This is a genomic window from Streptomyces sp. NPDC026522 (genome assembly GCF_055567555.1).
Window position 1 is genome coordinate 314,970 of the sequence record NZ_JBVHQF010000003.1, and the last position, 23,422, is coordinate 338,391.

The following is a 23,422-nucleotide window of genomic DNA, read 5'->3' on the forward strand; positions in this document are numbered from 1 at the left end:
TGGTGGCTCTGGATGTCGCGGGGCGGTGGAGCTGCCCCATACCACTCACCGACAGCCGGTCACCGCCCGCAACCGGAGCCACCCCTCCAACACCGCCGACACGCCGCGCAACGGCCGAAAACCGGGGCCTGACCTGCCCAAACCCCATCACCCTCGGGCACGACCCAGACGGACGCGCCCCCGTCACACCGCGTTACGGATCTGCCGGAGGGTCGGGTTCACCATGGCCGGCCGGTCCCCGACCACGACGGTGGGGACGGTCTCGTTGCCGTCCGCGACGCTCCGGACGAATGCCGCCGCCTCGGGATCGCGCCATATGTTGACCGGCCGGTACGGCGTGCGGGTCAGCCGGAGCTTGAGCCACAGCTTCATGCAGAAGACGCAGCCGGGCCGCCAGTAGACGGTGATCGCGGAAGTCGCCGGATGCCCGGAGGAGGACCGTTTCACGAAGTGAGCCGCCTTTCGGTGTCTGCCGCGTACCCCGCGGCACGGCCCACGGTAGACCGGGCGTTCGACTGGGCGGCACGGGGTGAACTGCCGTCCGATACGCCCGGATAGGGTTCCCCCATGGGGACCTGGACCGCACCGAGCGCCGTGGAACGAGAGCTGGAAGAGGCCAAGGCCGCCGGGAACTGGCCGGCGTTCTTCGACGCCCTCGCGCTCGCCGACCTCTTCGTCCCGCAGGAACGGTCTTTCCAGGACGCCCATCCCACCCGGGTACGACGTGAGCGGGTCCACCTGCCCCGGGCGCGCGCCGATGCGTACGTCGTCTTCACGGAGGGCATGCTCCCCGCGCCCACGGCCGATCTGGTCTTCGAGAGCGTCGACCTCGGCTGGTTCTGCGCGAGTTTCCCGGCCGACGGGCCCGCGTACCTGGCGGTCAACCCGGGAACGCCCTTCGAGACCCTCCTTCCCGCGTCCCCCGCGCACCGCGCCACCTGGGCCCTGCACGACGGCCGCCGCCCGCGGTACGTGGGCCTGGAGCAGGGCAAGGTGCACGCCCTCCACGTCGGCGGGCCGCTGCACGGCCCGGTCGCCTTCGGACTGGCCTGCGGGGCACACCTGTCCGTACGCAACGGCATGTTCTGGAACGCCCTCGCCTACCACGGCCAGGGCTACACCAAGGAGCGCGAGAAGCTGCGCGAGAGCTGGGGCGTCACCACCCGCGAGGAGTGGCTCGTCACGACCGAGCGGCTGCTGCGGGCCGACATGGTCAGCCCGGTCTGGGAGTTCGCCCTGCGCGTACGCCAGGCGCTGGCGCAGGAGTTCGCCGGGCCGGTGGACATCGAGCACTGGCGGCACGCCACCGAGGCGACCTTGCGCGCCAACGCCGAGCGGGCCGCCGAGCCCCGGCTGACCCCCGACGGGGTCACGGTCGCGCAGCCGCGCCCGACCGCCGAGGTGGAGGGCGAGATCGCGGGCGTACAGCGGGTCATCGGCCGGATCACCCGCTACGAGCAGCGGTTCCGGGCGGACGGGTTGCTCGGCGAGGGCAAGTACGTGCGGTCGGTGGAGGCGTGGGACTACGGCCGGGCCTCCCAGATGGCCCGCTGGGGCGTCGGCGCCCGCTTCGGGACGCTGGCCGAGGCCGAGGACGCCGTGGTGCGGGCCGGAAAGGCGTGCCGGCTCGCGTACCGGTCCTGGGAGGAGCTGTCGTCCGGGTTCGTGCTGGGCCGCTGCATGCAGTTCGACGAGGAGGAATTCGGGCCCTGGTACGAGGAGATGGCGACGGCGCACTGGGAGCTGACGGGCGACGCGGGAAGCCCGTGGCGCAACCTCGCCTGGAGCTGAGCCGCGGACCTCGGGTAGTCGCGGCGCAGGCGGCGCAAACCCGGCGCGCCGCCGCACGGCCCCGACTAGCCTCTGCCGCATGACTGTTGAGCTGAACGACACCGTACGCAAGTTGCTGGACGCACCGCACCCGGCCGTGCTGACGACGATCAACCCCGACGGCGGGCCGCAGAGTTCGGTGGTCTGGGTGACCCGGGACGGCGACGAACTGCTGGTCTCCACCGAGCAGGGGCGCCGCAAGGAGCGGAACATCGCCCGGGACGCGCGGGTCGGCCTGACCGTCTTCGACCTGACCAACCCCTTCCTCTACGCGGAGATCCGCGGCACCGCCTCGGTCACCGAGGACACCGGGCGGGCGGTGGCCGTGCGGATCGCCGAGGAGTACATGGGGCCGGGCGCCGGCCAGGAGTACGCGCAGGCTCCCGCCGAGAACGTACGGGTGGTCGTGCGCATCACCCCGACGAACGTGCTCGGCAACGCCGCCAAGGCCGGTTAGGGAAACGCGGGCCGGCGGGGCTCAGGGCAGCCGCGGCGCGAGGGCCGTCCAGGCGTCGACGGCCGCCCGGAGGGGGTCGTCGGCCGCCAGGTGGGCCCGGACCAGGGTCATCCAGGGCAGCAGGTTCTTGATCCGGCGCAGGCCGAGGATGCGGTCCCGGGGGAGGTCCCGCCAGACCTCGGCCTCGGCCGCCGCCCGGGCCGGGGTCAGGTCGATCAGCGCCAGCACCTCCCGGCACAGCTCGGCGGGGTCGCCGCCGCGGCCTGGCCCGAACCGCTCGATGAGGTAGCCCCGTACGGCCGCCCGCTCGACCCCGCGGGCCGCGTCGTCCGGGTACTCTCCCCGGGCCACGGCGACGAGCGCCACCCGGCCCCAGCGCAGCCGTTCCGCGTCGGGCAGCGTTTCGTCGTGCATCCGCGCCACGGCCAGAGCGCGCAGGGGCGCCGGGTGCGGCTCCTCGCGCAGCGGCGGATCGGTGGCCAGCCAGGCCTCCAGGTCGGCCAGCGGGTGCCCGGCGGGCGGTACGCAGGTCAGCACCTGCCCCCGGGACAGGAGCGCGACCATGGGCCCGGTGAGGTGGACCCGCGCCGCGTGCGGGGGGCCGGCGAACTGCCGGGGCCCGCCGCACGCCTCGATGCGGGCGAGGCCGAGCCTGAGGCCCCCGGCGGTGTACACCTGGCCGGCCCGCGCGATCCCGCCGATGACGCGGACGACGCACACCCCGCCCGTGACGTCGGCCTGCTCGACGGAGTACACCTGCAACTCGGCGATCGGCACCCGTCCCCCCTTCTTCCGGGCCTTCCTACGGGCCGGAGGCTACCGCCCGCCGGTCAGGCCCGCGACGGCCCTTCCAGGACCAGCCGGATCTCCGTCACCTGGTAACCGGCGCGGTCGAACGCGGCGGCCATCGGGGCGTTGCCGGTGTCGGTCGTCGCGGTGATGCGCGCGGCGCCCTGGCCCGCGTGGAAGCGGGTGATCTCCGCCAGGATCTCGTCGATCAGGCCCTTGCCGCGCTGTTCGGGGACGACCCCGAGGTAGCCGACGTTGCGGTGGTAGGGGGTCGCGGAGGGAACGGCCAGGCCGGCGAGGGTGCCGTCCGGCAGCTCCGCGAGGCGCCACCAGGAGCGTTCGCCGGGGCAGTCCCGGTAGAACGCGATGTCCGCGTGCGCCAGTTGCGCGGCGTCCATGGTGCGCAGCTCCGCCCGGGTGTGCAGGTCCAGGCTGCCCGCCGAGACGCGGGCGAACGCTTCGAGGAACTCCTCGTCGGTCCCCTCGCGGAACACCAGCCGTCCGGTGGGCTCCGCGGTCCCGGCGGTCGGCGTCCACTCGTAGCGCAGCCGCTCGATCCCGCTGGTCAGCCCGGCCCGGTGCGCCGCCTCCCGGCGCCAGGCGACGGCCTCGGCGAACTCGGGCCGGGAGCGCCAGTCGCGGGGCAGGCAGGCGTGGTAGCCGGGGAGGTTTCCGAACGCCGCGTGTCCGGCGGTGAGCAGCCCGGCGGCGAGGGCGGCCGGATCGGCGACGCCGGCCCGGACCTGGAGGCAGTCGAGCGCGACGGGCCGCTCGCTGTCCGCGCGGCCCCACCAGACGGCGCGGGCGAGGATCCCGCCGTCCTCGTCCTCGGCGAACCAGATCCACTCGGGGCGGCACCGGCCGACGGCCAGTTCCTCGCGGATGCGGTCGGCGGGCAGGGCTGCGACGGGGCCGTCGGCGGGGTAGCCGAGGGCGCGGTCGATGTCGGCCGGGGCTGCGGTCGTGGCGCGGAAGGGCATCCGCCGATGATCACCCGGCCCGCGCCGCCGGGCCATCGGGTTTTGCGGCCCGCAGCGGCCGGCGGCCGGGCTCCCGTGGGGGAGACCCGGCCGCCGGCGCCGCGTTCGTCCTGTTACGACCAGGTGATGAGGCGGCGGGGGTGTTCCAGGACCGCCGCGATGTCGGCCAGGAAGCGGGACCCGAGTTCGCCGTCGATCAGCCGGTGGTCGAAGGACAGCGCCAGGGTGGTGACCTGGCGCGGCTTGACCTTGCCCTTGTGGACCCACGGCTGGAGCTTGATCGCGCCGACCGCGAGGATCGCGGACTCGCCGGGGTTCAGGATGGGCGTACCGGTGTCGACGCCGAAGACGCCGACGTTGGTGATGGTGATGGTGCCGTTCTGCATGTCGGCGGGGGAGGTCTTGCCGTCGCGGGCCGTGGCGACCAGCGAGGACAGGGCCTCGGAAAGCTCCGGCAGCGTCTTGGCGTGGGCGTCCTTGATGTTCGGGACGATCAGGCCGCGCGGGGTGGCCGCCGCGATGCCGAGGTTGACGTAGTGCTTGAGCACGATCTCCTGGGCCGCCTCGTCCCAGGACGCGTTGACGTCCGGGTTGCGGCGGATGGCCACCAGGACGGCCTTGGCGATGAGGAGCAGCGGGTTGATCCGCAGACCGGCGAGGTCCGGGTCCTCCTTGAGCTGCTGGACCAGCTTCATCGTGCGCGTCACGTCGAGGGTGATGAACTCGGTGACGTGCGGGGCGGTGAAGGCGGAGTTGACCATCGCCTGGGCGGTGACCTTGCGGACGCCCTTGACCGGAATACGGGTCTCGCGCGCCGTCGCCTCGGCCGGGGCGGTTACGGGTGCCGTGGCGGGCGCCTCCACGGCGGCCGGGGCCTGGACCGGGGTGGCGGCCGGAGCGGCCTGCGGGGCGACGGCGGCCGCCGCGGCGGCGTGCACGTCCTCGCGGGTCACGACGCCGCCCTCGCCGGTGGGGACCACCGCGGCCAGGTCGATGCCGAGGTCCTTGGCGAGCTTGCGGACCGGCGGCTTGGCCAGGGGCCGCTCGGTGGTGCCGAGCGCGGTGCCGTTGCCGTTGCTGCCGGTGCCGTTGCCGTTCAGCGCGGCGGTCGCGGTCCCGTTCTGCGTGGGAACCGCGGCAGCGGCGGGAACGGGCGCGGCCGGGACGGCCGGGACGGCTCCCGCCTCCGCCACGGCCTTGCGCGGCCGGCGCTTGGTGGAGGCCGTGGACACGCCGTAGCCGACCAGGACGGGCTGGCGCGCCTCGGCGGCCGGCTCCGCGGCGGCGGCCGGGGCCTCGGCCGGGGCGGCCGCCTCCTGCGCCGGGGCCTCGGCGGCCGCACCCTCGGTCCGTACCGAGATGATCACCTGGCCGACGTCGACCGTGGTGCCCTCCTCGAAGAGGAGCGCGTGCACGGTGCCGTCGAACGGGATCGGCAGCTCCACGGCCGCCTTCGCCGTCTCCACCTCGCAGACGACCTGCCCGTCGGTGACCGTGTCACCCGGCTGGACGTACCACTTGAGGATCTCGGCCTCGGTGAGGCCCTCGCCCACGTCGGGCATCTTGAATTCGCGGATCGTCACAGGGCTCTCCTCAGTACGCCAGCGAGCGGTCGACGGCGTCGAGCACCCTGTCCAGGCCCGGCAGATACTCGTCCTCCAGGCGGGCCGGCGGGTACGGCGCGTGGAACCCGCCCACCCGCAGCACCGGCGCCTCCAGGTGGTAGAAGCACCGCTCCGTGATGCGGGCGGCGATCTCCGAACCCATGCCCAGGAACACCGGCGCCTCGTGGACGATCACCAGCCGACGGGTGCGCTCCACCGAGGCCTGCAGCCCGTCGAAGTCGATCGGGGACATCGACCGCAGGTCGACGACCTCCACCGACTTGCCCTCCTCGGCCGCCGCGGCCGCCGCCTCCAGGCACACCTTCACCATCGGGCCGTACGCGGCCAGGGTGAGGTCGGTACCGGAACGCGCCACGCGGGCGGCGTGCAGGGCGTCCGGGATCGCGTCGACATCGACCTCGCCCTTGTCCCAGTAGCGCCGCTTCGGCTCGAAGAAGATCACCGGGTCGTCGCTGAGGATCGCCTGCTGGAGCATCCAGTAGGCGTCGCTCGCGTTCGACGGCGAGACCACCTTCAGGCCCGGGACGTGCGCGAACAGCGTCTCCGGGGACTCGCTGTGGTGCTCGACCGCGCCGATGCCGCCCGCGTACGGGATGCGGATGACGACCGGCATCTTGATCTTGCCGAGCGAGCGCGCGTGCATCTTCGCGAGCTGCGTGACGATCTGGTCGTAGGCGGGGAAGACGAACCCGTCGAACTGGATCTCCACGACCGGCCGGTACCCGCGCAGGGCCAGGCCGATCGCCGTGCCGACGATGCCGGATTCGGCCAGCGGGGTGTCGATGACCCGTTCCTCGCCGAAGTCCTTCTGCAGGCCGTCGGTGATGCGGAAGACGCCGCCGAGCTTGCCGACGTCCTCGCCCATGATCAGGACCTTGGGGTCGGTCTCCAGGGCCTTGCGCAGCGAGTCGTTGAGCGCCTTCGCGATGGTCAGCTTCTGTACGGCCATGGTGGTCACTCCCCGCCTTCGAAGGACGCGAGGTACGCGGCGAACTGGGCGCGCTCCTCGTCGACGAGCGCGTGCCCGTCCGCGTAGACGTTCTCGAAGATCGCCATGGTGTCCGGGTCGGGCATGGCGCGCACGACCTCGCGCACCCGCTTGCCCAGCGTCTCGCTCTCCTCCTCCAGCTGCGCGAAGAACGCCTCGTCGGCGCCGCCCGTCGCCAGCAGGTGGGCCTTCAGGCGCAGGATCGGGTCCTTGGCCTCCCAGGCCGCCGTCTCCTCGTCGCGCCGGTACTTCGTCGGGTCGTCGGAGGTGGTGTGCGCGCCCATGCGGTACGTGAACGCCTCGACCAGCGTCGGACCCTCGCCGTTGCGCGCCCGCTCCAGCGCCCAGCGGGTGACCGCCAGGCAGGCCAGCACGTCGTTGCCGTCGACGCGGACGCCCGGGAAACCGAAGCCCTGGGCCCGCTGGTAAAGCGGCACGCGCATTTGGCGCTCGGTGGGCTCGGAGATCGCCCACTGGTTGTTCTGGCAGAAGAACACGACGGGGGAGTTGTACACCGCCGAGAAGGTGAATGCCTCGGCCACGTCACCCTGGCTGGACGCACCATCACCGAAATAGGCGATGACCGCGGAGTCCGCACCGTCCTTCGCCACGCCCATCGCGTACCCGGTCGCGTGCAGCGTCTGGGAGCCGATGACGATCGTGTAGAGGTGGAAATTGTTCGTGTTCGGGTCCCAGCCGCCGTGGTTCACGCCGCGGAACATGCCGAGCAGATTGGTCGGGTCGACCCCGCGGCACCAGGCCACACCGTGCTCACGGTAGGTGGGGAAGACGTAGTCGTCGTCGCGCAGCGCCCGGCCGGAGCCGATCTGGGCCGCTTCCTGACCGAGGAGCGAGGCCCACAGGCCCAGCTCGCCCTGACGCTGCAGGGCGGTCGCCTCGCCGTCGAACCGGCGGGTCAGGACCATGTCGCGGTAGAGCCCGCGCAGGTCCTCGGTGGTGATGTCGGCGACGTAAGGGGCGAACCGCGCGCTGTCGGCGCTCTCGACCCGTTCTCCCTCGGGCGTCAGCAGTTGTACGAGCTGAGGCTCGGCGTCGTGCGGCTGTGCGGTGGCAGCGGCGGTCTTGCGGGCGCTATCGGCGCCGGCCGTCCGCTTGGTGCCGCTGCTGCGTCGCGGCTTGCGCGCGGCAGTGCTCTCCACGGTCACGTGTGCTCCTCCGTCGGTCCGGCACCCGGGTTCTCCGGGGTCCAGTGCGGCTCACCTGTATGCGTACCCGCGCACGGGGTGGGTGCGAGGAAGGTACGGGATTCAGGCGTGACAGGTGCCCCGGCGAGTGCCCTGCGCAATGCACGTTACCCAGTGCCTCGCATAACTGCGAAACCCCGTTTGACCTGCGATTTTGCTTGGATATCCAAGTAAATCGGCGGTTGCGGGAACAACCACTGGTCACAGCCTTGCAGGGGGCCGGAACAACGGCACGTTATCCCGGGTAACAGCGCCAGGGAAGGGGTGAGTGTGTGAAACTGACTCCGTGCCCGAAAACGGAAAAATCAAGGTATTCCTCCTGGACGACCACGAAGTGGTACGCCGGGGAGTGCATGAGCTGTTGTCCGTGGAAGACGACATCGAAATCGTGGGCGAGGCCGGTTCGGCGGCCGACGCGCTGGTGCGGATCCCCGCGACCCGCCCCGATGTCGCGGTCCTGGACGTACGGCTTCCGGACGGCAGCGGGGTCGAGGTGTGCCGGGAGGTGCGTTCGCAGGACGAGGGCATCAAGTGCCTGATGCTGACCTCGTTCGCGGACGACGAGGCTCTGTTCGACGCGATCATGGCCGGCGCCTCCGGGTACGTACTGAAGGCCATCCGCGGAAACGAGCTGCTCAGCGCGGTGCGGGACGTCGCTGCGGGCAAGTCGCTGCTGGACCCGGTGGCCACCGCCCGGGTACTGGAGCGGCTGCGCGACGGCAAGAAGGGCAAGGGCGACGACCGGCTGTCGCACCTCACCGAGCAGGAGCGCAAGATCCTCGACCTGATCGGCGAGGGCCTGACGAACCGGGTCATCGGCGAGCGGCTGCACCTGGCCGAGAAGACCATCAAGAACTACGTCTCCAGCCTGCTGTCGAAGCTGGGCATGGAGCGGCGCTCACAGGCGGCCGCGTACGTGGCGCGTCTCCAGGCGGAGAAGCGCGTCTGAGCGCGGAGCCGTCGACGCACCGCCGGCGCGCGAGCGGCGCACGAGCGGCGCACTAGGCGGGGCGGCTGGAGACGGACGGGCCCGGCGGAAGGGATTCCGCCGGGCCCGTTCGCGTAAGCGGTCCTATTCGGCTCCTGCGTTGTCCGCCGCGCCGGTGGGGCCGCCACCGCCGGTCGACTTCGTCGGCGACTTCTCCGGCGTCGAGGGCTTCTCCGAGACCGTCGGCTTCTCCGAGAGCGTCGGCTTCTCCGAGACCGTCGGCTCCGTCGACGGCGTCGGGGTGGTGCTCGGCGTGTACTTGGTGCGGCCCGGGGACGGCTTGTAGGTCTGCTCCTCGTTCGAATCCGAGGAATCCGACGGCTGCGCGGAGGGGGTGGTCTCCGAGGAGGAGGAGCTCTGCGAGGCGTTCGGGGAACTGCTGGTGGTGGTGCTCGGCTTGTTGCCCCCGCCGGCGCCGCCCACCGTCTTGACCGCGTACGCGATGCCGCCGGCGATCGCCAGGACCGCGAGCACGGCGAACACCCACATCTTCCAACGGCCGCCGCCCCGGCGGTCGTCATAACCGTCGTAGCCGCCGTTGTTGTAACCCCCGTTGCCGTTGCCGCCGTTGCCGCCGCCGCCCGGGAAGGCCGAGCCGTCGTCCGGGTTCAGCGCAGGCACCATCGGCCGCTGGAACTGCGAGGTCGTGGCGTTCTGGCCGTACGGCGGGCGCGGTCCGCCGGGCCCGTGCATCTGCGCCGTCGGGGCGCCCGCGCCGGGCTGTCCGTGCGGCAGCGCCATGGTGACCGGACCGGTGTTCCAGGTACCGGAGTTGGGCCCCTGCTCCTGGAGCATCTGGAGCGCGTACTGGACCAGCCCGCGCATCTCCTCGGCGCTCTGGAACCGGTCGTCCGGGTCCTTCGCCAGGGAGCGCATGACCAGGCCGTCGAGCTCCTGCGGGATGTGGTGGCCGTCGGGCAGCTGCGAGGGCGGCACCGGCATGTCCTGGACGTGCTGGTAGACGACCGAAAGCGGCGTCTCACCGGTGAAGGGGGGCCGCAGCGCGAGGAGTTCGTACAGCAGGCAGCCGGTCGCGTACAGGTCGGAGCGGTGGTCCACGGCCTTGCCGAGGGCCTGTTCGGGCGACAGGTACTGCGGCGTGCCCATGACCATGCCGGTCTGGGTCATCGTCGACTGGGCGCCGTGCAGGGCGCGGGCGATGCCGAAGTCCATCACCTTCACCGCACCGGTGTTGGTGATGATGACGTTCGCGGGCTTGATGTCGCGGTGCACGATGCCGTGCTGGTGGGAGTACGCGAGCGCTTCCAGCACGCCCGAGACGATGATCAGCGCCTGCTCCGGACCCGGCGCCTCGGCGCTGATCAGGAGCTCGCGGATGGTGCGGCCCTCGACCAGCTCCATGACGATGTACGGGACGACGTTCGGGCCGACCCGGTCCTCGCCCGAGTCGTATACCGCGACGACGGCGTGGTGGTTGAGCCCGGCGACCGACTGTGCCTCGCGGGTGAAGCGGGCCTTGGAGACCGGGTCCTCGGCGAGGTCCGCGCGCAGCAGCTTCACGGCGACGGTGCGGCCCAGCCGGACGTCCTCGGCGGCGAACACCTCCGCCATGCCGCCTCGTCCCAGGCGGTGGGTGAGGCGGTAGCGGCCGTCGCCCACCAGGCCGCCTGCGCCCCAATGCTCAGGATCCTCGGCCATCCCGGCGCCGGTTCCGTCGGGTTCGGGTGCCATCAGTCCTCGCCGTCGTCTCTCTCGTCCGTAACTTCTGCGGGTGCTCTTCGGGTGCTCCGATGAACGCTACAGCCTCGGAACCGGTCACCGTTCGGGCAATGGCACCCTGTGGCCCCCCGGTCACGGAACGGGCACCTGGCTTGACTGGTGCTTGCCCTCCGGCAGACTGGGCGCGACATGCGCTCTGCCAGACGCGTTCGGACACAGCCCGAGGGGAAGCAACAGTCATGAGCCAGGACGGCACACGGGGCCGGTACGCAGGCGGTTCCCTGGCCGCTGGCCGTTACCAGCTAAGGGACTTGCTGGGCGAGGGCGGCATGGCGTCCGTCTATCTCGCGTACGACTCGGCGCTCGACCGACAGGTCGCCATCAAGACCCTGCACAGCGAACTGGGCCGGGAGGCGTCCTTCCGCGAGCGGTTCCGCCGCGAGGCGCAGGCTGTTGCCAAACTGTCGCACACCAACATCGTCTCGGTATTCGATACGGGCGAGGGCACGGTGACGTTCGGCGGCTCCGTCGCGGACGACGGCGCCCCGATGCCGTACATCGTGATGGAGTACGTGGAGGGGCAGCCGCTCGGCTCCGCGCTCCAGGCCGACGTCGCGCAGTACGGCGCGATGCCCGCCGACCGGGCGCTGAAGGTGACGGCCGACGTACTGGCCGCACTGGAGACCAGCCACGAGATGGGTCTGGTCCACCGCGACATCAAGCCCGGCAACGTGATGATGACCAAGCGCGGCGTGGTCAAGGTCATGGACTTCGGCATCGCGCGGGCCATGCAGTCCGGGGTCACCTCGATGACGCAGACCGGCATGGTCGTGGGCACCCCGCAGTACCTGTCGCCCGAGCAGGCGCTGGGGCGGCAGGTGGACGCCCGCTCCGACCTGTACTCGGTCGGCATCATGCTGTTCCAGCTGCTGACCGGCCGACTGCCGTTCGATGCGGACTCGCCGCTGGCCATCGCGTACGCGCACGTGCAGGAGGAGCCGGTCGCCCCGTCCTCCGTCAACCGTGCCCTGACCCCGGCGATGGACGCGCTGGTGGCGCGGGCCCTGAAGAAGAACCCGAACGAGCGTTTCCCGACGGCCGCGGCCATGGGGGACGAGATCGCGCGGATCCTGTCGGCGGGTCACCCGGGTGCGCCGGTCATCGTGCCGGGCGCGGCGGCGGGCGGCAGCGGGGCCGGGGTGAGTTCGGCCGTGTTCCCGCCGGTGGACTCCGCCGCCTTCCAGGCGCCGCCGCAGTCGGTGCAGCAGCCGTACCAGGCTCCGCAGACGCCGTCCCCGTACGCGCCGCACACCCCGGCGCAGGGCGGGTACGCGTACCCGCCCCAGCAGCACGGGCAGCAGCCGGTTCCGCAGCACGCCCAGCACCAGTACGCCCCGCAGACCCCGCCGCCCTTCACCATCTCGCCGAACCCGGGTGGCGGCGGCTCGCAGGTGGCGGCGCCGAAGTCGAACACCCCGGTGATCGTCGGCGCCATCGTGGTGGCGCTGCTGACCATCGGCGGCCTGATCGCGGTGCTCAACGGCGGCGACGACAAGAACGACGCGAAGGGCGGCGGGGCCGCCTCGGCGTCGGCATCGGCATCGGCGTCGGGCTCCGCGAAGCCGGGCCACAAGGGCCCGGACACCTCGCGCACGATCGACGCGGAGAAGTGCAAGAACCCGTCAAAGGACTGGAACGACGCCTCCAAGGTGTCGGCCCCCGACTTCACGTACAAGAACCTGCTCTCGGTCAAGAGCTGCATCCAGGCCGCGGGCGGCAAGTACAAGATCGAAAACAAGGACGAGGCGGTCTTCGGGCAGGACACCGTGCTGGCGCAATTCCCGCCCGCCGGGACCGGGGTGACGAAGGACCAGGAGTACACGCTGACCGTCTCCACCGGCGACCCCCAGTAGGCGGGTGCGGCGGCCGCGCTGACGCTGGCCACCGCTACGGCGCTCCGGCATCCCGGGCCACCCTGACGGGCGGCCCGGGATGCCGCTTTTGTCCCACCGTGCGAGGGTGAGCCCTGTACAGGCCCGAGCGACCGCCGTCCGGCGCGCTCGCGCCGCCCGCGCCGCTCGGACGGGAGGGGCTTCCCGGTGACTCAACGCCTCCGCGCGCCGGTGTGGGTGGCCTGGGCCGCGCTGGCCGCCGCCGCGCTGCTGGGCGCCGCGCCCGCGCAGGGCGGGGGCCCCGCGTCCGGCCGGGTCCCGGTCGCCTCCGCGAGCGCCGATGCGGTGGCCGACGTACCCCAGGAGGCTTACGAGGAGCTGGCCGGCAGTGCCGCGGGGGTCGGGCGGGAGCGGCCCGGGCGGCCCGTGGGCGAGCCCGCCGACCCCGAGGCGATGGTGGCCTCCCGGCCCCGGCAACGGCCCGCGCGGCCACCCGCGGTCCCCCCCGGCACGGCGCCGACCGGGGGGCCGTCCGTCGGGCCGACCGGTGGACCGACCGGTGGACCGACCCCGGCGCCGTCCGCGGCGAGCCCGGCCCCGAGCGGGGCGCCGAGCGGGGCGCCGAGTCCCACTGCCGGGGTCAACGCGCTGGGCACCGGGGCGAACGACCGGGCCGCCGACCTGGCCGCGCACATGCTGCCCCTGGGGACCGGACTCGCCCTGATGGGGCTGGGCCTGGGGTTCATCGGCGTGCGGCTGCGGCGCGGTCCGTAGCGGCCGGCGCGGCGTCCGGTGGCGCTCCGTCCTCCTTGCGGTGTACGCCACGGGAGGGTTGCCGCCCAGGACATACTCGGTATACATACTGAGTATGTCCATCCGCCACGGCCTCCTCGCCCTGCTCGAAAGGGGCCCTCGGTACGGCTCTCAGCTGCGTACCGAGTTCGAATCCCGCACCGGCTCCACCTGGCCGCTCAATGTCGGCCAGGTCTACACGACACTCGCCCGCCTGGAGCGCGACGGCCTCGTCGCCCCCGACGGCGAGGACCCGGCCGGCCACACGCTCTACGCCATCACCGACACCGGGCGCGGCGAACTGCGCGAGTGGTACGAGCGCCCCGTCGACCGCACCAACCCACCGCGCGACGAGCTGTCCATCAAGCTCGCCATGGCCGTCGGCGCACCCGGCGTCGACATCCGCGCGGTCATCCAGTCCCAGCGGCACGCCACCGTCCAGGCGATGCAGGACTACACCCGGCTCAAGGCCCAGGCCCTCATGGCGATCGAGAGCGGCAAGACCCGCGAACGCGACGACCTGGCCTGGCTGCTGGTCCTCGAACAGCTGATCTTCCAGACCGAGGCCGAAGCCCGCTGGCTCGACCACTGCGAAGCACGGCTCGTACGGCTCTCCCACTCGGCCGACAGCGCGGCCGGAGAACCGGGACCACCGCCGGCCGCCACTCCCGCGAGCGGCCTCGCCGTCGCCGCGACCACCGAAGCGCCCCGCACCGCACGCACGCGGCGGCACTGAACCACCGTCCCAGGGGGGACCCACATGCCCGACCAGCACACGCAGCGCCCCGTACTCCAGTTGGAGAAACTCGTCCGCACACACGGCAGCGGCGCCACCGAGGTACACGCCCTGCGCGGAATCGACCTCGCCGTCCATCCCGGCGAACTCGTCGCCGTCATGGGCCCCTCCGGCTCCGGCAAGTCCACGCTGCTCACCCTCGCCGGGGGACTCGACACCCCCAGCTCCGGACGCGTCATCGTCGAGGGCACCGACCTCACCACCGCGAGCCGCAAGCAGTTGGCCGCGCTGCGCCGGCGCAGCATCGGCTACGTCTTCCAGGACTACAACCTGATCCCCGCCCTCACCGCCGCCGAGAACGTGGCGCTGCCCCGGGAACTCGACGGGGTCTCGGCCCGCAAGGCGCGCGCGTCCGCCCTGGCCGCGCTGGAGGAGATGAACCTCGGGCAGCTGGCCGACCGCTTCCCCGACGAGATGTCCGGCGGCCAGCAGCAGCGCGTCGCCATCGCCCGCGCCCTGGTCGGGGACCGCCGCCTGGTCCTGGCCGACGAACCCACCGGCGCACTCGACTCCGAGACCGGTGAGTCCGTACTCGCCCTGCTGCGCTCGCGCTGCGACGCGGGGGCGGCCGGGATCCTGGTCACGCACGAGCCGCGGTTCGCCGCCTGGGCCGACCGGGTCGTGTTCCTGCGCGATGGCACCGTCGTGGACGAGACGCTGCGCAGCGGGGCCGACTCGCTGCTCTCCGGGCGGGCGGCCGGCCTGTGAGCTCGTCGTCCCGCTCGTCGCACGGATCTCCGTCCTTTCCCTCGTCCTGGTACCACTCGTGGGTCGCGGCGGTCCGTATCGCCCGCCGTGACGCCTGGCGCGCCAAGGGGCGCAGCGCACTCGTCCTCGCGATGATCGCCCTGCCGATCGTCGGCGTGAGCGCCGTGGACCTCACCTGGCGCAGCTCCGAGCTCTCCCCCGAACAGACGCTGTCCCGGCAGATCGGCGCGGCCGACGCGAGGCTGAGCCGCCTCTCCTTCGGCTCGGCCGTCTACCAGGACCCGTCGGGCGACCGGTACGAGCCCGTCGGCGGCTACCGGGACTTCGACTCCTCGAAGGCGAAGCAGGAGGACGTGCCGGTCCCGTCCGCGCTGCCGCCGGGCGCCCGGATCGTGCAGGACAGCCACGCCAGTGCGAAGGTCCGCACCACGCACGGACTGCTCGACACCGAGCTGCGCGAGGTGGACACGGCCAGCCCGCTGGTGGCGGGGATGATCACCCTCAAGCGGGGCCGGCTGCCCGCGGCGGCGGGCGAGGTCATCGCCACCGACTCCTTCCTCAAGGAATCCGGCTTCTTCGTCGGCTCCGAGCTGACCCCCCGTGGTGCGGCCCGGTCCTACCGGATCGTGGGCGCGTACGAGCTTCCGTCCTCGCTGAAGGCGGTGCAGATCACCGCGCCGCCCCGCACCCTGCTCGCCCCGCTGGACCAGGCCCTGACCCGGGCCGGCGGCCAGGGGCTGAGCGTCGACGACAACTTCCTCGTCGAGGTCGGCGGTGATGGTTTCACGTGGAACATGGTGCGGGCGGCCAACGCCAAGGGGCTCCTCGCCCTCTCGCGCGCCGTCACCCTGCACCCGCCGGCCGACGCCGAAGTCCCGTTGTACGCGCAACTGCGCGAGCAGGGAAGGTCCGACGAATACCAGGGAACGTCGATCAGAGCGGTCGAACTGACCGTTCTGGCCACCGTCGTGGGCCTCGCCATGCTGGAGATCTGCCTGCTGGCCGGTCCGGCCTTCGCCGTCGGCGCCCGGCGCTCGGCGCGCCAGCTCGGCCTGGTCGGCGCCAACGGCGGCGACCGCCGGCACATCCGGGCCATCGTCCTGTCCGGCGGTCTCGTCATCGGCGCGGCCTCGGCCGTCGTCGGCACCGCCCTCGGCGTGGCGCTCACCCTGGGCCTGCGGCCGGTGCTGGAGCAGTACCTGGGGCTGCGCTGGGGCGGGTTCGAGGTCCGCCCCCTGGAACTCCTCGCCGTCGCCCTGGTCGCCGTATTGACGGGGCTGCTCGCCGCGGTCGTCCCCGCCGTCACCGCGTCCCGGCAGACCGTGCTGGCCTCGCTGACGGGCCGTCGCGGAGTCCGGCGCGCCAACCGGATCCTGCCCGTCATCGGGCTCGTCGGCGTCGCGTCGGGCGCGGCGCTCGCGCTGTACGGGGCAGTGTCGCAGACGGGGACGCTGGTGGTGGCCGGCGGCAGCGCCCTGGCCGAGCTGGGCGTCGTCGCCCTGACCCCGACGCTGGTCGGGCTGTTCGGGCGGGCGGGGCGGTGGCTCCCGCTGTCGCCGCGGCTCGCGCTGCGGGACGCCGTGCGCAACCGGGGGCGTACCGCTCCGGCGGTGGCGGCGGTACTGGCCGCCGTGGCCGGCACGGTGGCCGTGGCGACGTACCAGCACAGCACGGAGCTCCAGGCGCGGCACGAGTACGTGGCCTCCTTGCCCGCCGGCGCGGGAATGCTGACGAACCAGGAGGACGACCGGTACAAGGACGTGCCCGCCGCACGCCAAGCCCTCGCGAAGGAGTTCTCCCTGGCGGTGCGGGCCGACGTGGACCGGGTGGTGGTCGGCAAGCCGTCTTGTGACTCGTACTCCACCGAACCGGGCTGCGGACGGCTGGAGATCATCACGCCGCAGGAGAACCGCTGTCCGCTCTACGAGTCGAAGAACGGGTCGTCCGACTTCAGCCGGGACCAGGTGCGCGCCCTGCGCCGGGACTGGCGCTGCAAGGACCGGCAGTCCGTGCAGCCGCGCGAGACGGTCGTGGCCGACGAGAAGCTGCTGACGGTGCTGGGCGTCAGCGACCCGGGCGCGGTCGCCGCGCTGAAGTCCGGGCAGGCCGTCTCCTTCGACCGGCGCAACTTCAAGGCCGGCAAGATCACCCTACGGATCGTCACCGACGACGCCCAGGGTCAGGGCACGCCGCGGGCCGGCGCCGAGCCGAAGGGCGTCGACAAGGTCTTCCCGGTCTACCAGGCGCCCGACACGGTCACCGGCTACGGGCTGGAGGTGGTCCTGCCCCCCGCCGCGGTGAAGGCGGCGGGCCTGGGTACGGCCCCGTACGGCACCTTCTTCACCCTCGCCGAGAAGCCCACGAGCACGCAACGCCAGGCGCTGGCAGGCCAGATCGACCAAATCGGCATCGACGCCCCCGTCAAGATCGAAGAGGGCTACCAGGGCCGGGACAGCCTGGAGATCCTCGCCCTGACGATCTTCGCGGGCCTGGTCACCATCGGGGCTGCGGGCATCGCCACCGGACTGGCGCAGGCGGATGCCGAGGCCGACCTCAAGACGCTGGCCGCCGTCGGGGCCCCGCCACGGGTGCGGCGGACACTGAGCGGGTTCCAGTGCGGGGTGGTGGCCCTGATGGGCGTCGCCCTCGGCACCGCCGCCGGGCTGCTGCCGGCGGCGGGACTGCGGCTGACCGAGCGGCGGGCGGCGGAGGCGCTGATCTCCCGCTCCGGGGCGGACGAAGCCGTCTTCGTGCCGTTCGCCGTGCCGTGGGAGACGCTCGGGGGGCTGCTGATCCTGGTCCCGCTCGGTGCGGCGGTACTCGCGGCGCTGGTGACGAAGTCGAGCGGCGCGCTGGCGCGGCGCGCGACGGGCTGACCACACGATGCTCACCGTTTGATTACGAGCCCTCGCACAGGGTGGATCACGCCTGTGCGGGGGCACATCGTGTGCGTACGGAGGTGTGCGAGAGAATATCGGCATGGAGATGCCGAGGAGTGAACGGTCGCAGGACAGCCCCCCGAACGTTCTGATCGTGGGACAAGACGGGTCGGCGGTCGGCGACGCCGATGACGAGTCGCGCGAGGTCCCGGTGACGGAGATGGTCGAACAGCCCGCCAAGGTCATGCGGATCGGCAGCATGATCAAGCAACTCCTGGAAGAGGTGCGCGCCGCACCCCTCGACGAGGCGAGCCGGGTCCGGCTCAAGGACATCCATGCCGCGTCGGTGAAGGAACTGGAAGACGGCCTCGCCCCGGAGCTGGTCGAGGAACTGGAGCGCCTGTCCCTGCCGTTCACGGAGGAGGCGATTCCGTCGGAGGCGGAACTGCGGATCGCGCAGGCGCAGTTGGTGGGCTGGCTGGAGGGCCTCTTCCACGGGATCCAGACCGCCCTGTTCGCGCAGCAGATGGCGGCGCGGGCCCAGCTCGAACAGATGCGCCGCGCCCTCCCCGCGGGCGCGTCCCACGAGGACGACGAAGAAGGCCCCCACGGCGCCATCCGCTCGGGCCCGTACCTGTAACCCCCCGGTGTGGGGGCCGCCCCTCCCGACAGCCGGTCCGGGGCGCCCCACACCCAGGAAGACCAGCCCCGTGGGGGGGGTACCCCCAGCGGTAGCTGGGGGTAGTGAGGCGCGGGGCCACTTCCAGCCCCGTGGGGGTACCCCCAGCGGTAGCTGGGGGAGATTGAGGCGTGGGGTCCGGGGCGGAGCCCCGGTCAGTGACCCGCACCCGCCCGGCAGGGCCCCGGCACAGGGCGGAACCCCGCCCGCAACACACCCCCCGCATACTCATCGGTATGAGCTACGACGCGATCGTCCTCGCCGGCGGCGCCGCGCAGCGACTCGGCGGGGCCGACAAACCCGGCCTGCACGTCGGCGGCCGCACCCTCCTCGACCGCGTCCTCGACGCCTGCCCCGACGCCGGCACCACCGTCGTCGTCGGCGACCGCCGCCCCACCACCCGCCCCGTCCACTGGGCCCGCGAGGACCCGCCCGGCGGCGGCCCCGTGGCCGCGCTCGACGCCGGGCTGCGCCACACCTCGGCCGCGCGGGTCCTCGTACTCTCCGCCGACCTGCCCTTCCTGGACCGGGCCACCGTCCGCACCCTGCTCGACGCGCCCGGCCCCGACGGGGTCATGCTCCGCGACCCCGACGGCCGCGACCAGCCCCTCGTCGCCGCCTACCGCACCGAACCCCTGCGCCGGGAAATCGCCCTGCTGGCCACCGAACACGGCACCCTCACCGGGCTCCCGCTGCGCGCCGTCACCACCGAACTGGACCTCACCACCGTCACCGGCGCTGCGCCACTCGCCTCCTTCGACTGCGACACCTGGGACGATCTCGCGACGGCCCGCGCCCGGATCAGAGAGCATGGGACCGTGCTGGAGCAATGGATCACCGCCGTGAAGAACGAGCTGGGCATCGACGTCCCCGTCGACACCAAGGCCCTCCTCGACCTCGCCCGTGACGCCGCCCACGGCGTCGACCGGCCCGCGGCCCCGCTGACCACCTTCCTCGTGGGCTACGCCGCAGCCCGAGCCGAGACGACCGGGGAGGATCCCGCCCAGGCCGTCGCCGAAGCGTCCCGCAAGGCAGCCTCCCTGGCCCTGCGCTGGGCCGAGGAGGCCCCCGCGGCCGGTACGGGAGACGGCACCGGATGACCCGCACCGACGCCGACCGCGCCCTGGACGAGGCCCTCGCCCTGGTCAGCCGCGATCCCTCGCCACCCGCCTCGGGCGCTCCGGGCGCTTCCGGCCCCCTCGACGCGTCCGACCCGGTCCGTGCCGCCGGCGGCCACCGTGCCACGCCCTGGCTCCGGGCCAGGGAAACCGCCGTTCGGGCCGGCTCGGGCGTGCGCGCCCGCAGCCATCGCGTCCCGCTCGCCGACACCCTCGGCGAGGTGCTGGCCGCTCCCCTCGAAGCGCTCACGGACCTGCCCTCCTTCGACACCTCCGCGATGGACGGCTGGGCCGTTGCCGGCCCCGGCCCCTGGTCCGTCCGGCCCGGCGACGGGATACTGGCCGGCTCCGACCGGTCCGAGCCCCTCGCCGACGGCGAGGCCGTGCCGATCGCCACCGGCGCCCGGATCCCCGCGGACACCACCGCCGTGATCCGCAACGAGCACGCCCGCGAGGACGGCGGCCAGTTGTACGCGCAGCGGTCCGTCGTCACCGGCCAGGACATCCGGCCGCGCGGTCAGGAGTGCCGCTCGGGCGAGTTGCTGCTGCCGGCCGGCTCGCTGGTCACCCCGGCCCTGCTCGGCCTGGCCGCCGCCGCCGGGTACGACGAACTGGAGACCCGGCCCCGCCCCACGGTGGAAATCCTGGTGCTGGGGGACGAGTTGCTCACCGAGGGCCGCCCCCACGACGGCCTCGTCCGCGACGCCCTCAGCCCCATGCTCGGACCCTGGCTCGGCCGGCTCGGCGCCGAAGTCACCGGCACGCGACGGCTCGGCGACGACCCGGCCGGCGCCGAGGCCCTGTTCGAGGCCGTCACCACGTCCACCGCCGATCTGATCGTCACCACCGGCGGAACCGCCTCGGGCCCCGTCGACCACGTCCACCCCGTCCTGAGCCGGGCCGGGGCGGAGCTTCTCATTGACGGGGTCGCCGTACGCCCCGGGCATCCCATGCTGCTGGCCCGGATCGGCGACCGCGTCGACGGCCGCCACGTGGTGGGGTTGCCCGGCAATCCGCTGGCCGCGGTATCGGGGCTGCTGACGCTGGCCGAACCGCTGCTGCGCGCGCTCGCGGGCCGACGTCGGCGCCCGAGGTACGCGGTTCCGGTCCAGGGGGACGTACCCGGTCACCCGTACGACACCCGGCTCGTGCCGGTACTCCTGACCGAGGAACACGCGGTGCCGTTGCGCTACCACGGCCCGGCGATGCTCCGTGGTGTGGCGGCCGCCGACGCGCTGGCCGTCGTACCGCCGCACGGCGCGCGGTCGGGGCAGGAGCTGGAAATGCTCGACCTGCCCTGGGCCTCGGGAGGATGTTTCACGTGAAACAGCCCGGCCAGGACGCGATGGCCCGGCGCGCGGACGAGGCGCTCGTGGCGCGCCAGGTCACCCTGCCCAAACGCGTCGTGCAGAAGCCGTTGCGGCAGGTGGCCCGGCGGCTCCTGGTGGCCTTCTTCGTGATGTGCCTGACGGTGCTGATCGTGTGGCTCGACCGCGACGGCTATCACGACAACGCCAACGAGACGGTCGACTTCCTCGACTGCGTCTACTACGCGACCGTGACCCTCTCGACGACCGGCTACGGCGATATCGTCCCGTACAGCGCCAGCGCACGGCTGACCAACGTCCTGCTGATCACGCCGTTGCGCGTGCTGTTCCTGATCATCCTGGTCGGGACCACCCTGGAGGTCCTGACGGAGCGGACCCGGGAAGAGTGGCGGCTGAACCGCTGGAGGAAGAACGTGCGTGACCACACGGTCGTCGTCGGGTTCGGCACGAAGGGCCGCTCAGCCCTCCACACGCTGCTGGCCACCGGCCTGCGCAAGGACCAGATCGTGATCGTCGACCCGAGCGCCAAGGTGATCGACGTGGCGGCGGCCGAGGGTTTCACGGGTGTCGTCGGCGACGCCACCCGCTCGGAGGTGCTGCTGCGGGCCGAACTGCCCCGGGCCCGGCAGATCGTCATCGCCACGCAGCGCGACGATACGGCGGTGCTGGTGACGCTGACGGCGCGCCAGCTCAACCGTGGCGCGAAGATCGTCGCCGCGGTGCGGGAAGAGGAGAACGCGCCCCTGCTGCGGCAGTCGGGCGCGGACGCGGTGATCACGAGCGCCAGCGCGGCCGGGCGACTGCTGGGCCTGTCGGTGCTCAGCCCGAGTGCGGGCACGGTGATGGAGGACCTGATCCAGCAGGGCAGCGGTCTGGACCTGATCGAACGGCCCGTCACCAAGCCCGAGGTCGGCAAGGGGGTTCGGGAGACGGAGGACCTGGTGGTGAGCGTGCTGCGGGGGCACCGGCTGCTCGGCTACGACGATCCGCACGCGAGTCCGCTCCAGTCGACGGACCGTCTGATCACCATCGTCCGCGCCGGTCCGGCGGCGGTGCCGGGGCCCGTCGGTTAGCGACGGGGCGGGTTGCCGCGCGTCCGGGAGAGGGCCGTCACCGGTGCGGTCGGGGCTCGGTTCGCGTAGCCTCCGGGCCATGCATGCGATCACCATCGAGCAGCCCGGCGGACCCGAGGCCCTGGTGTGGGCCGAAGCACCCGATCCGGTGGCAGGCCAGGGCGAGGTACTCGTCGAGGTCGCGGCGAGCGCCGTGAACCGCGCCGACGTCCTCCAGCGGCAGGGCTTCTACGACCCGCCGCCCGGCGCCTCCCGTTATCCCGGTCTGGAGTGTTCCGGACGGATCGTCGCGGTGGGGCAGGGCGTGTCCGGCTGGTCGGTGGGCGACGAGGTGTGCGCGCTGCTGGCCGGCGGCGGCTACGCGGAGCTCGTCGCGGTTCCCGCGGGGCAGCTGCTGCCGGTGCCGGCGGGGGTGGACCTGGTGACGGCGGCCGCACTGCCGGAGGTCGTGACCACGGTCTGGTCGAACGTGTTCATGGTGGCCGGGCTGCGTCCCGGAGAGACCCTGCTGGTGCACGGCGGGTCCAGCGGCATCGGCACGATGGCGATCCAGCTGGGCAAGGCGGTGGGCGCCCGGGTGGCGGTGACGGCGGGCGGCAAGGAGAAGCTGGCGCGCTGTGCGGAACTGGGCGCCGACATCCTGATCGACTACCGCGAGCAGGACTTCGTGGAAGAGCTGCGGGCCGCGACGGACGGGGCCGGGGCGGACGTGATCCTGGACATCGTGGGGGCGAAGTACCTGGCGCGGAACCTGGACGCGCTGGCCGTGAACGGCCGGCTCGCGGTGATCGGGCTACAGGGCGGGGTGAAGGCGGAGCTGAACCTGGGCGCGCTGATGGCCAAGCGGGCGGCGGTCACCGCGACCTCGCTGCGGTCCCGGCCGCTGGAGGAGAAGGCGGCGATCGTGGCGGCGGTGCGGGAGCACGTCTGGCCGCTCGTGTCCACGGGCCGGGTACGGCCGGTGGTGCACGCCACGTACCCGATGAGGGAGGCGGCCGAGGCGCACCGGGTGATGGAGTCCAGCGCGCATGTCGGCAAGCTGCTGCTGACCGTGTGACGGGGGTTGTCTGAGGGCGGCCGCGACGAGTCCCTCCAGGGCGTCGCGGGACACCTCCCCGCCCTTCGGCAACTGGTCGAGCACGAGCCCGTCCACCGAGGCCAGCAGGGCCAGGGTGCGGGCTCCCGGGTCGGGGACGCCGTGGGCAGCGAGGAAGGCCCTTACGGCGAATCGCCCGGCGTTCTCGCGCGGCAGCAGAATCTCGCGCAACTCAGGTCCCGGCCGCTCTCCAGGGCGCAGGCAGAGCGGGCCAGAGAGCGCCGGCGGCCTTCGCCCGGCGCGAGCCGGGCCGCCGTCAGGGCGGCGAGCCCGTCGGCGAGTTGGGCGGGCGGGGGTGCGCGGCGCGTTCGCCGACGGCCTGGAGTTCGGCCTGGTCGCGGACCACGAGACGGCGCACGAGGGCGGTCAGCAGGGCTGGCGGCCACCGCGCAGCGGCAGTGGGCCCCGCCGGGTCTGGGGCGGAGCCCCAGAGACGGGGAGAGGGCGGGGCGGAGGCAAGACCCTCACGGCGGCCGCAGGGCCGCCGTGGCTCGGACAGCAGGCCACGGCCCAGCCGCC

20 protein-coding genes and 1 pseudogene are annotated in these 23,422 nt (G+C 72.9%); 13 read left to right on the forward strand and 8 right to left on the reverse strand.

From position 1 onward, the window contains the following. Positions 1–183 precede the first annotated feature (183 nt). Entirely contained in the window at positions 184–447 is a 264-nt protein-coding gene (locus ACZ4M3_RS09835; RefSeq protein ID WP_467731093.1) for a glutaredoxin domain-containing protein, read from the reverse strand. A 120-nt stretch (positions 448–567) separates the two neighbouring features. Between ACZ4M3_RS09835 and ACZ4M3_RS09840 the strand changes: the two genes are divergently transcribed. Further along, on the forward strand, positions 568–1,791 hold the full coding sequence (locus ACZ4M3_RS09840) for a DUF1266 domain-containing protein (protein WP_467731094.1): 1,224 nt from the start codon (positions 568–570) through the stop codon (positions 1,789–1,791). A gap of 79 nt (positions 1,792–1,870) precedes the next feature. Beyond that, the gene (locus ACZ4M3_RS09845) at positions 1,871–2,287 is read left to right on the forward strand and encodes a PPOX class F420-dependent oxidoreductase (protein ID WP_467731095.1); all 417 of its coding nucleotides are present in this window, start codon (positions 1,871–1,873) and stop codon (positions 2,285–2,287) included. A gap of 21 nt (positions 2,288–2,308) precedes the next feature. Here the strand turns inward: ACZ4M3_RS09845 and ACZ4M3_RS09850 are convergent, their stop codons facing one another. From ACZ4M3_RS09850 to pdhA, 5 genes are all read right to left on the reverse strand, one after another. After that, the gene (locus ACZ4M3_RS09850; protein WP_467731096.1) at positions 2,309–3,064 is read right to left on the reverse strand and encodes a hypothetical protein; all 756 of its coding nucleotides are present in this window, start codon (positions 3,062–3,064) and stop codon (positions 2,309–2,311) included. Positions 3,065–3,117: 53 nt separating this feature from the next. Beyond that, complete coding sequence (locus ACZ4M3_RS09855) at positions 3,118–4,056, reverse strand: GNAT family N-acetyltransferase (protein WP_467731097.1); 939 nt, start codon at positions 4,054–4,056, stop codon at positions 3,118–3,120. A 113-nt stretch (positions 4,057–4,169) separates the two neighbouring features. Then, a complete protein-coding gene (locus ACZ4M3_RS09860) occupies positions 4,170–5,618 on the reverse strand; it encodes a dihydrolipoamide acetyltransferase family protein (RefSeq protein ID WP_467731340.1) in 1,449 nt (482 codons plus the stop codon). A 31-nt stretch (positions 5,619–5,649) separates the two neighbouring features. Further along, positions 5,650–6,630 (reverse strand): alpha-ketoacid dehydrogenase subunit beta, encoded by a 981-nt coding sequence (locus tag ACZ4M3_RS09865; protein ID WP_467731098.1) that lies wholly within the window; start codon positions 6,628–6,630, stop codon positions 5,650–5,652. Between the two features lie 5 nt (positions 6,631–6,635). Then, complete coding sequence (gene pdhA / locus ACZ4M3_RS09870) at positions 6,636–7,835, reverse strand: pyruvate dehydrogenase (acetyl-transferring) E1 component subunit alpha (protein WP_453356675.1); 1,200 nt, start codon at positions 7,833–7,835, stop codon at positions 6,636–6,638. Between the two features lie 325 nt (positions 7,836–8,160). Here pdhA and ACZ4M3_RS09875 point away from each other — a divergent pair, with 325 nt between their 5' ends. After that, positions 8,161–8,823, forward strand: a complete 663-nt coding sequence (locus ACZ4M3_RS09875) for a response regulator (protein ID WP_467731099.1) — start codon at positions 8,161–8,163, stop codon at positions 8,821–8,823. A gap of 123 nt (positions 8,824–8,946) precedes the next feature. On the opposite strand, the gene ACZ4M3_RS09880 is transcribed toward ACZ4M3_RS09875, so the two are convergent. Continuing rightward, positions 8,947–10,554 (reverse strand): protein kinase domain-containing protein, encoded by a 1,608-nt coding sequence (locus tag ACZ4M3_RS09880; protein ID WP_467731100.1) that lies wholly within the window; start codon positions 10,552–10,554, stop codon positions 8,947–8,949. A 227-nt stretch (positions 10,555–10,781) separates the two neighbouring features. Between ACZ4M3_RS09880 and ACZ4M3_RS09885 the strand changes: the two genes are divergently transcribed. The 10 genes from ACZ4M3_RS09885 (at position 10,782) to ACZ4M3_RS09930 (ending at position 22,864) form a co-directional block, all read left to right on the forward strand. Next, positions 10,782–12,455 (forward strand): protein kinase domain-containing protein, encoded by a 1,674-nt coding sequence (locus tag ACZ4M3_RS09885; RefSeq protein WP_467731101.1) that lies wholly within the window; start codon positions 10,782–10,784, stop codon positions 12,453–12,455. A gap of 186 nt (positions 12,456–12,641) precedes the next feature. Further along, positions 12,642–13,208: a hypothetical protein gene (locus tag ACZ4M3_RS09890; protein WP_467731102.1), complete on the forward strand. Its 567-nt coding sequence runs from the start codon at positions 12,642–12,644 to the stop codon at positions 13,206–13,208. A gap of 94 nt (positions 13,209–13,302) precedes the next feature. Then, a complete protein-coding gene (locus ACZ4M3_RS09895; protein ID WP_467731103.1) occupies positions 13,303–13,962 on the forward strand; it encodes a PadR family transcriptional regulator in 660 nt (219 codons plus the stop codon). A 24-nt stretch (positions 13,963–13,986) separates the two neighbouring features. Beyond that, positions 13,987–14,730, forward strand: coding sequence for an ABC transporter ATP-binding protein (locus ACZ4M3_RS09900; protein WP_453356073.1), 744 nt, complete (start codon positions 13,987–13,989; stop codon positions 14,728–14,730). A 131-nt stretch (positions 14,731–14,861) separates the two neighbouring features. Then, positions 14,862–17,606, forward strand: a complete 2,745-nt coding sequence (locus ACZ4M3_RS09905) for an ABC transporter permease family protein (protein WP_467731341.1) — start codon at positions 14,862–14,864, stop codon at positions 17,604–17,606. Positions 17,607–17,709: 103 nt separating this feature from the next. After that, complete coding sequence (locus ACZ4M3_RS09910) at positions 17,710–18,249, forward strand: bacterial proteasome activator family protein (RefSeq protein ID WP_467731104.1); 540 nt, start codon at positions 17,710–17,712, stop codon at positions 18,247–18,249. 275 nt (positions 18,250–18,524) lie between these two features. Next, positions 18,525–19,388 (forward strand): NTP transferase domain-containing protein, encoded by an 864-nt coding sequence (locus ACZ4M3_RS09915; protein WP_467731105.1) that lies wholly within the window; start codon positions 18,525–18,527, stop codon positions 19,386–19,388. Then, the gene (locus ACZ4M3_RS09920; RefSeq protein ID WP_467731106.1) at positions 19,385–20,731 is read left to right on the forward strand and encodes a molybdopterin molybdotransferase MoeA; all 1,347 of its coding nucleotides are present in this window, start codon (positions 19,385–19,387) and stop codon (positions 20,729–20,731) included. Before ACZ4M3_RS09915 ends, ACZ4M3_RS09920 begins: the two co-directional genes overlap by 4 nt. Continuing rightward, a complete protein-coding gene (locus ACZ4M3_RS09925; protein WP_467731107.1) occupies positions 20,719–21,807 on the forward strand; it encodes a potassium channel family protein in 1,089 nt (362 codons plus the stop codon). Before ACZ4M3_RS09920 ends, ACZ4M3_RS09925 begins: the two co-directional genes overlap by 13 nt. Before the next feature lie 79 nt (positions 21,808–21,886). Continuing rightward, complete coding sequence (locus ACZ4M3_RS09930) at positions 21,887–22,864, forward strand: NAD(P)H-quinone oxidoreductase (RefSeq protein ID WP_467731108.1); 978 nt, start codon at positions 21,887–21,889, stop codon at positions 22,862–22,864. 9 nt (positions 22,865–22,873) lie between these two features. Here ACZ4M3_RS09930 and ACZ4M3_RS09935 read toward each other — a convergent pair. Further along, positions 22,874–23,315, reverse strand: a pseudogene (locus tag ACZ4M3_RS09935) (TetR family transcriptional regulator); the annotation flags it as partial. Positions 23,316–23,422 lie beyond the last annotated feature (107 nt).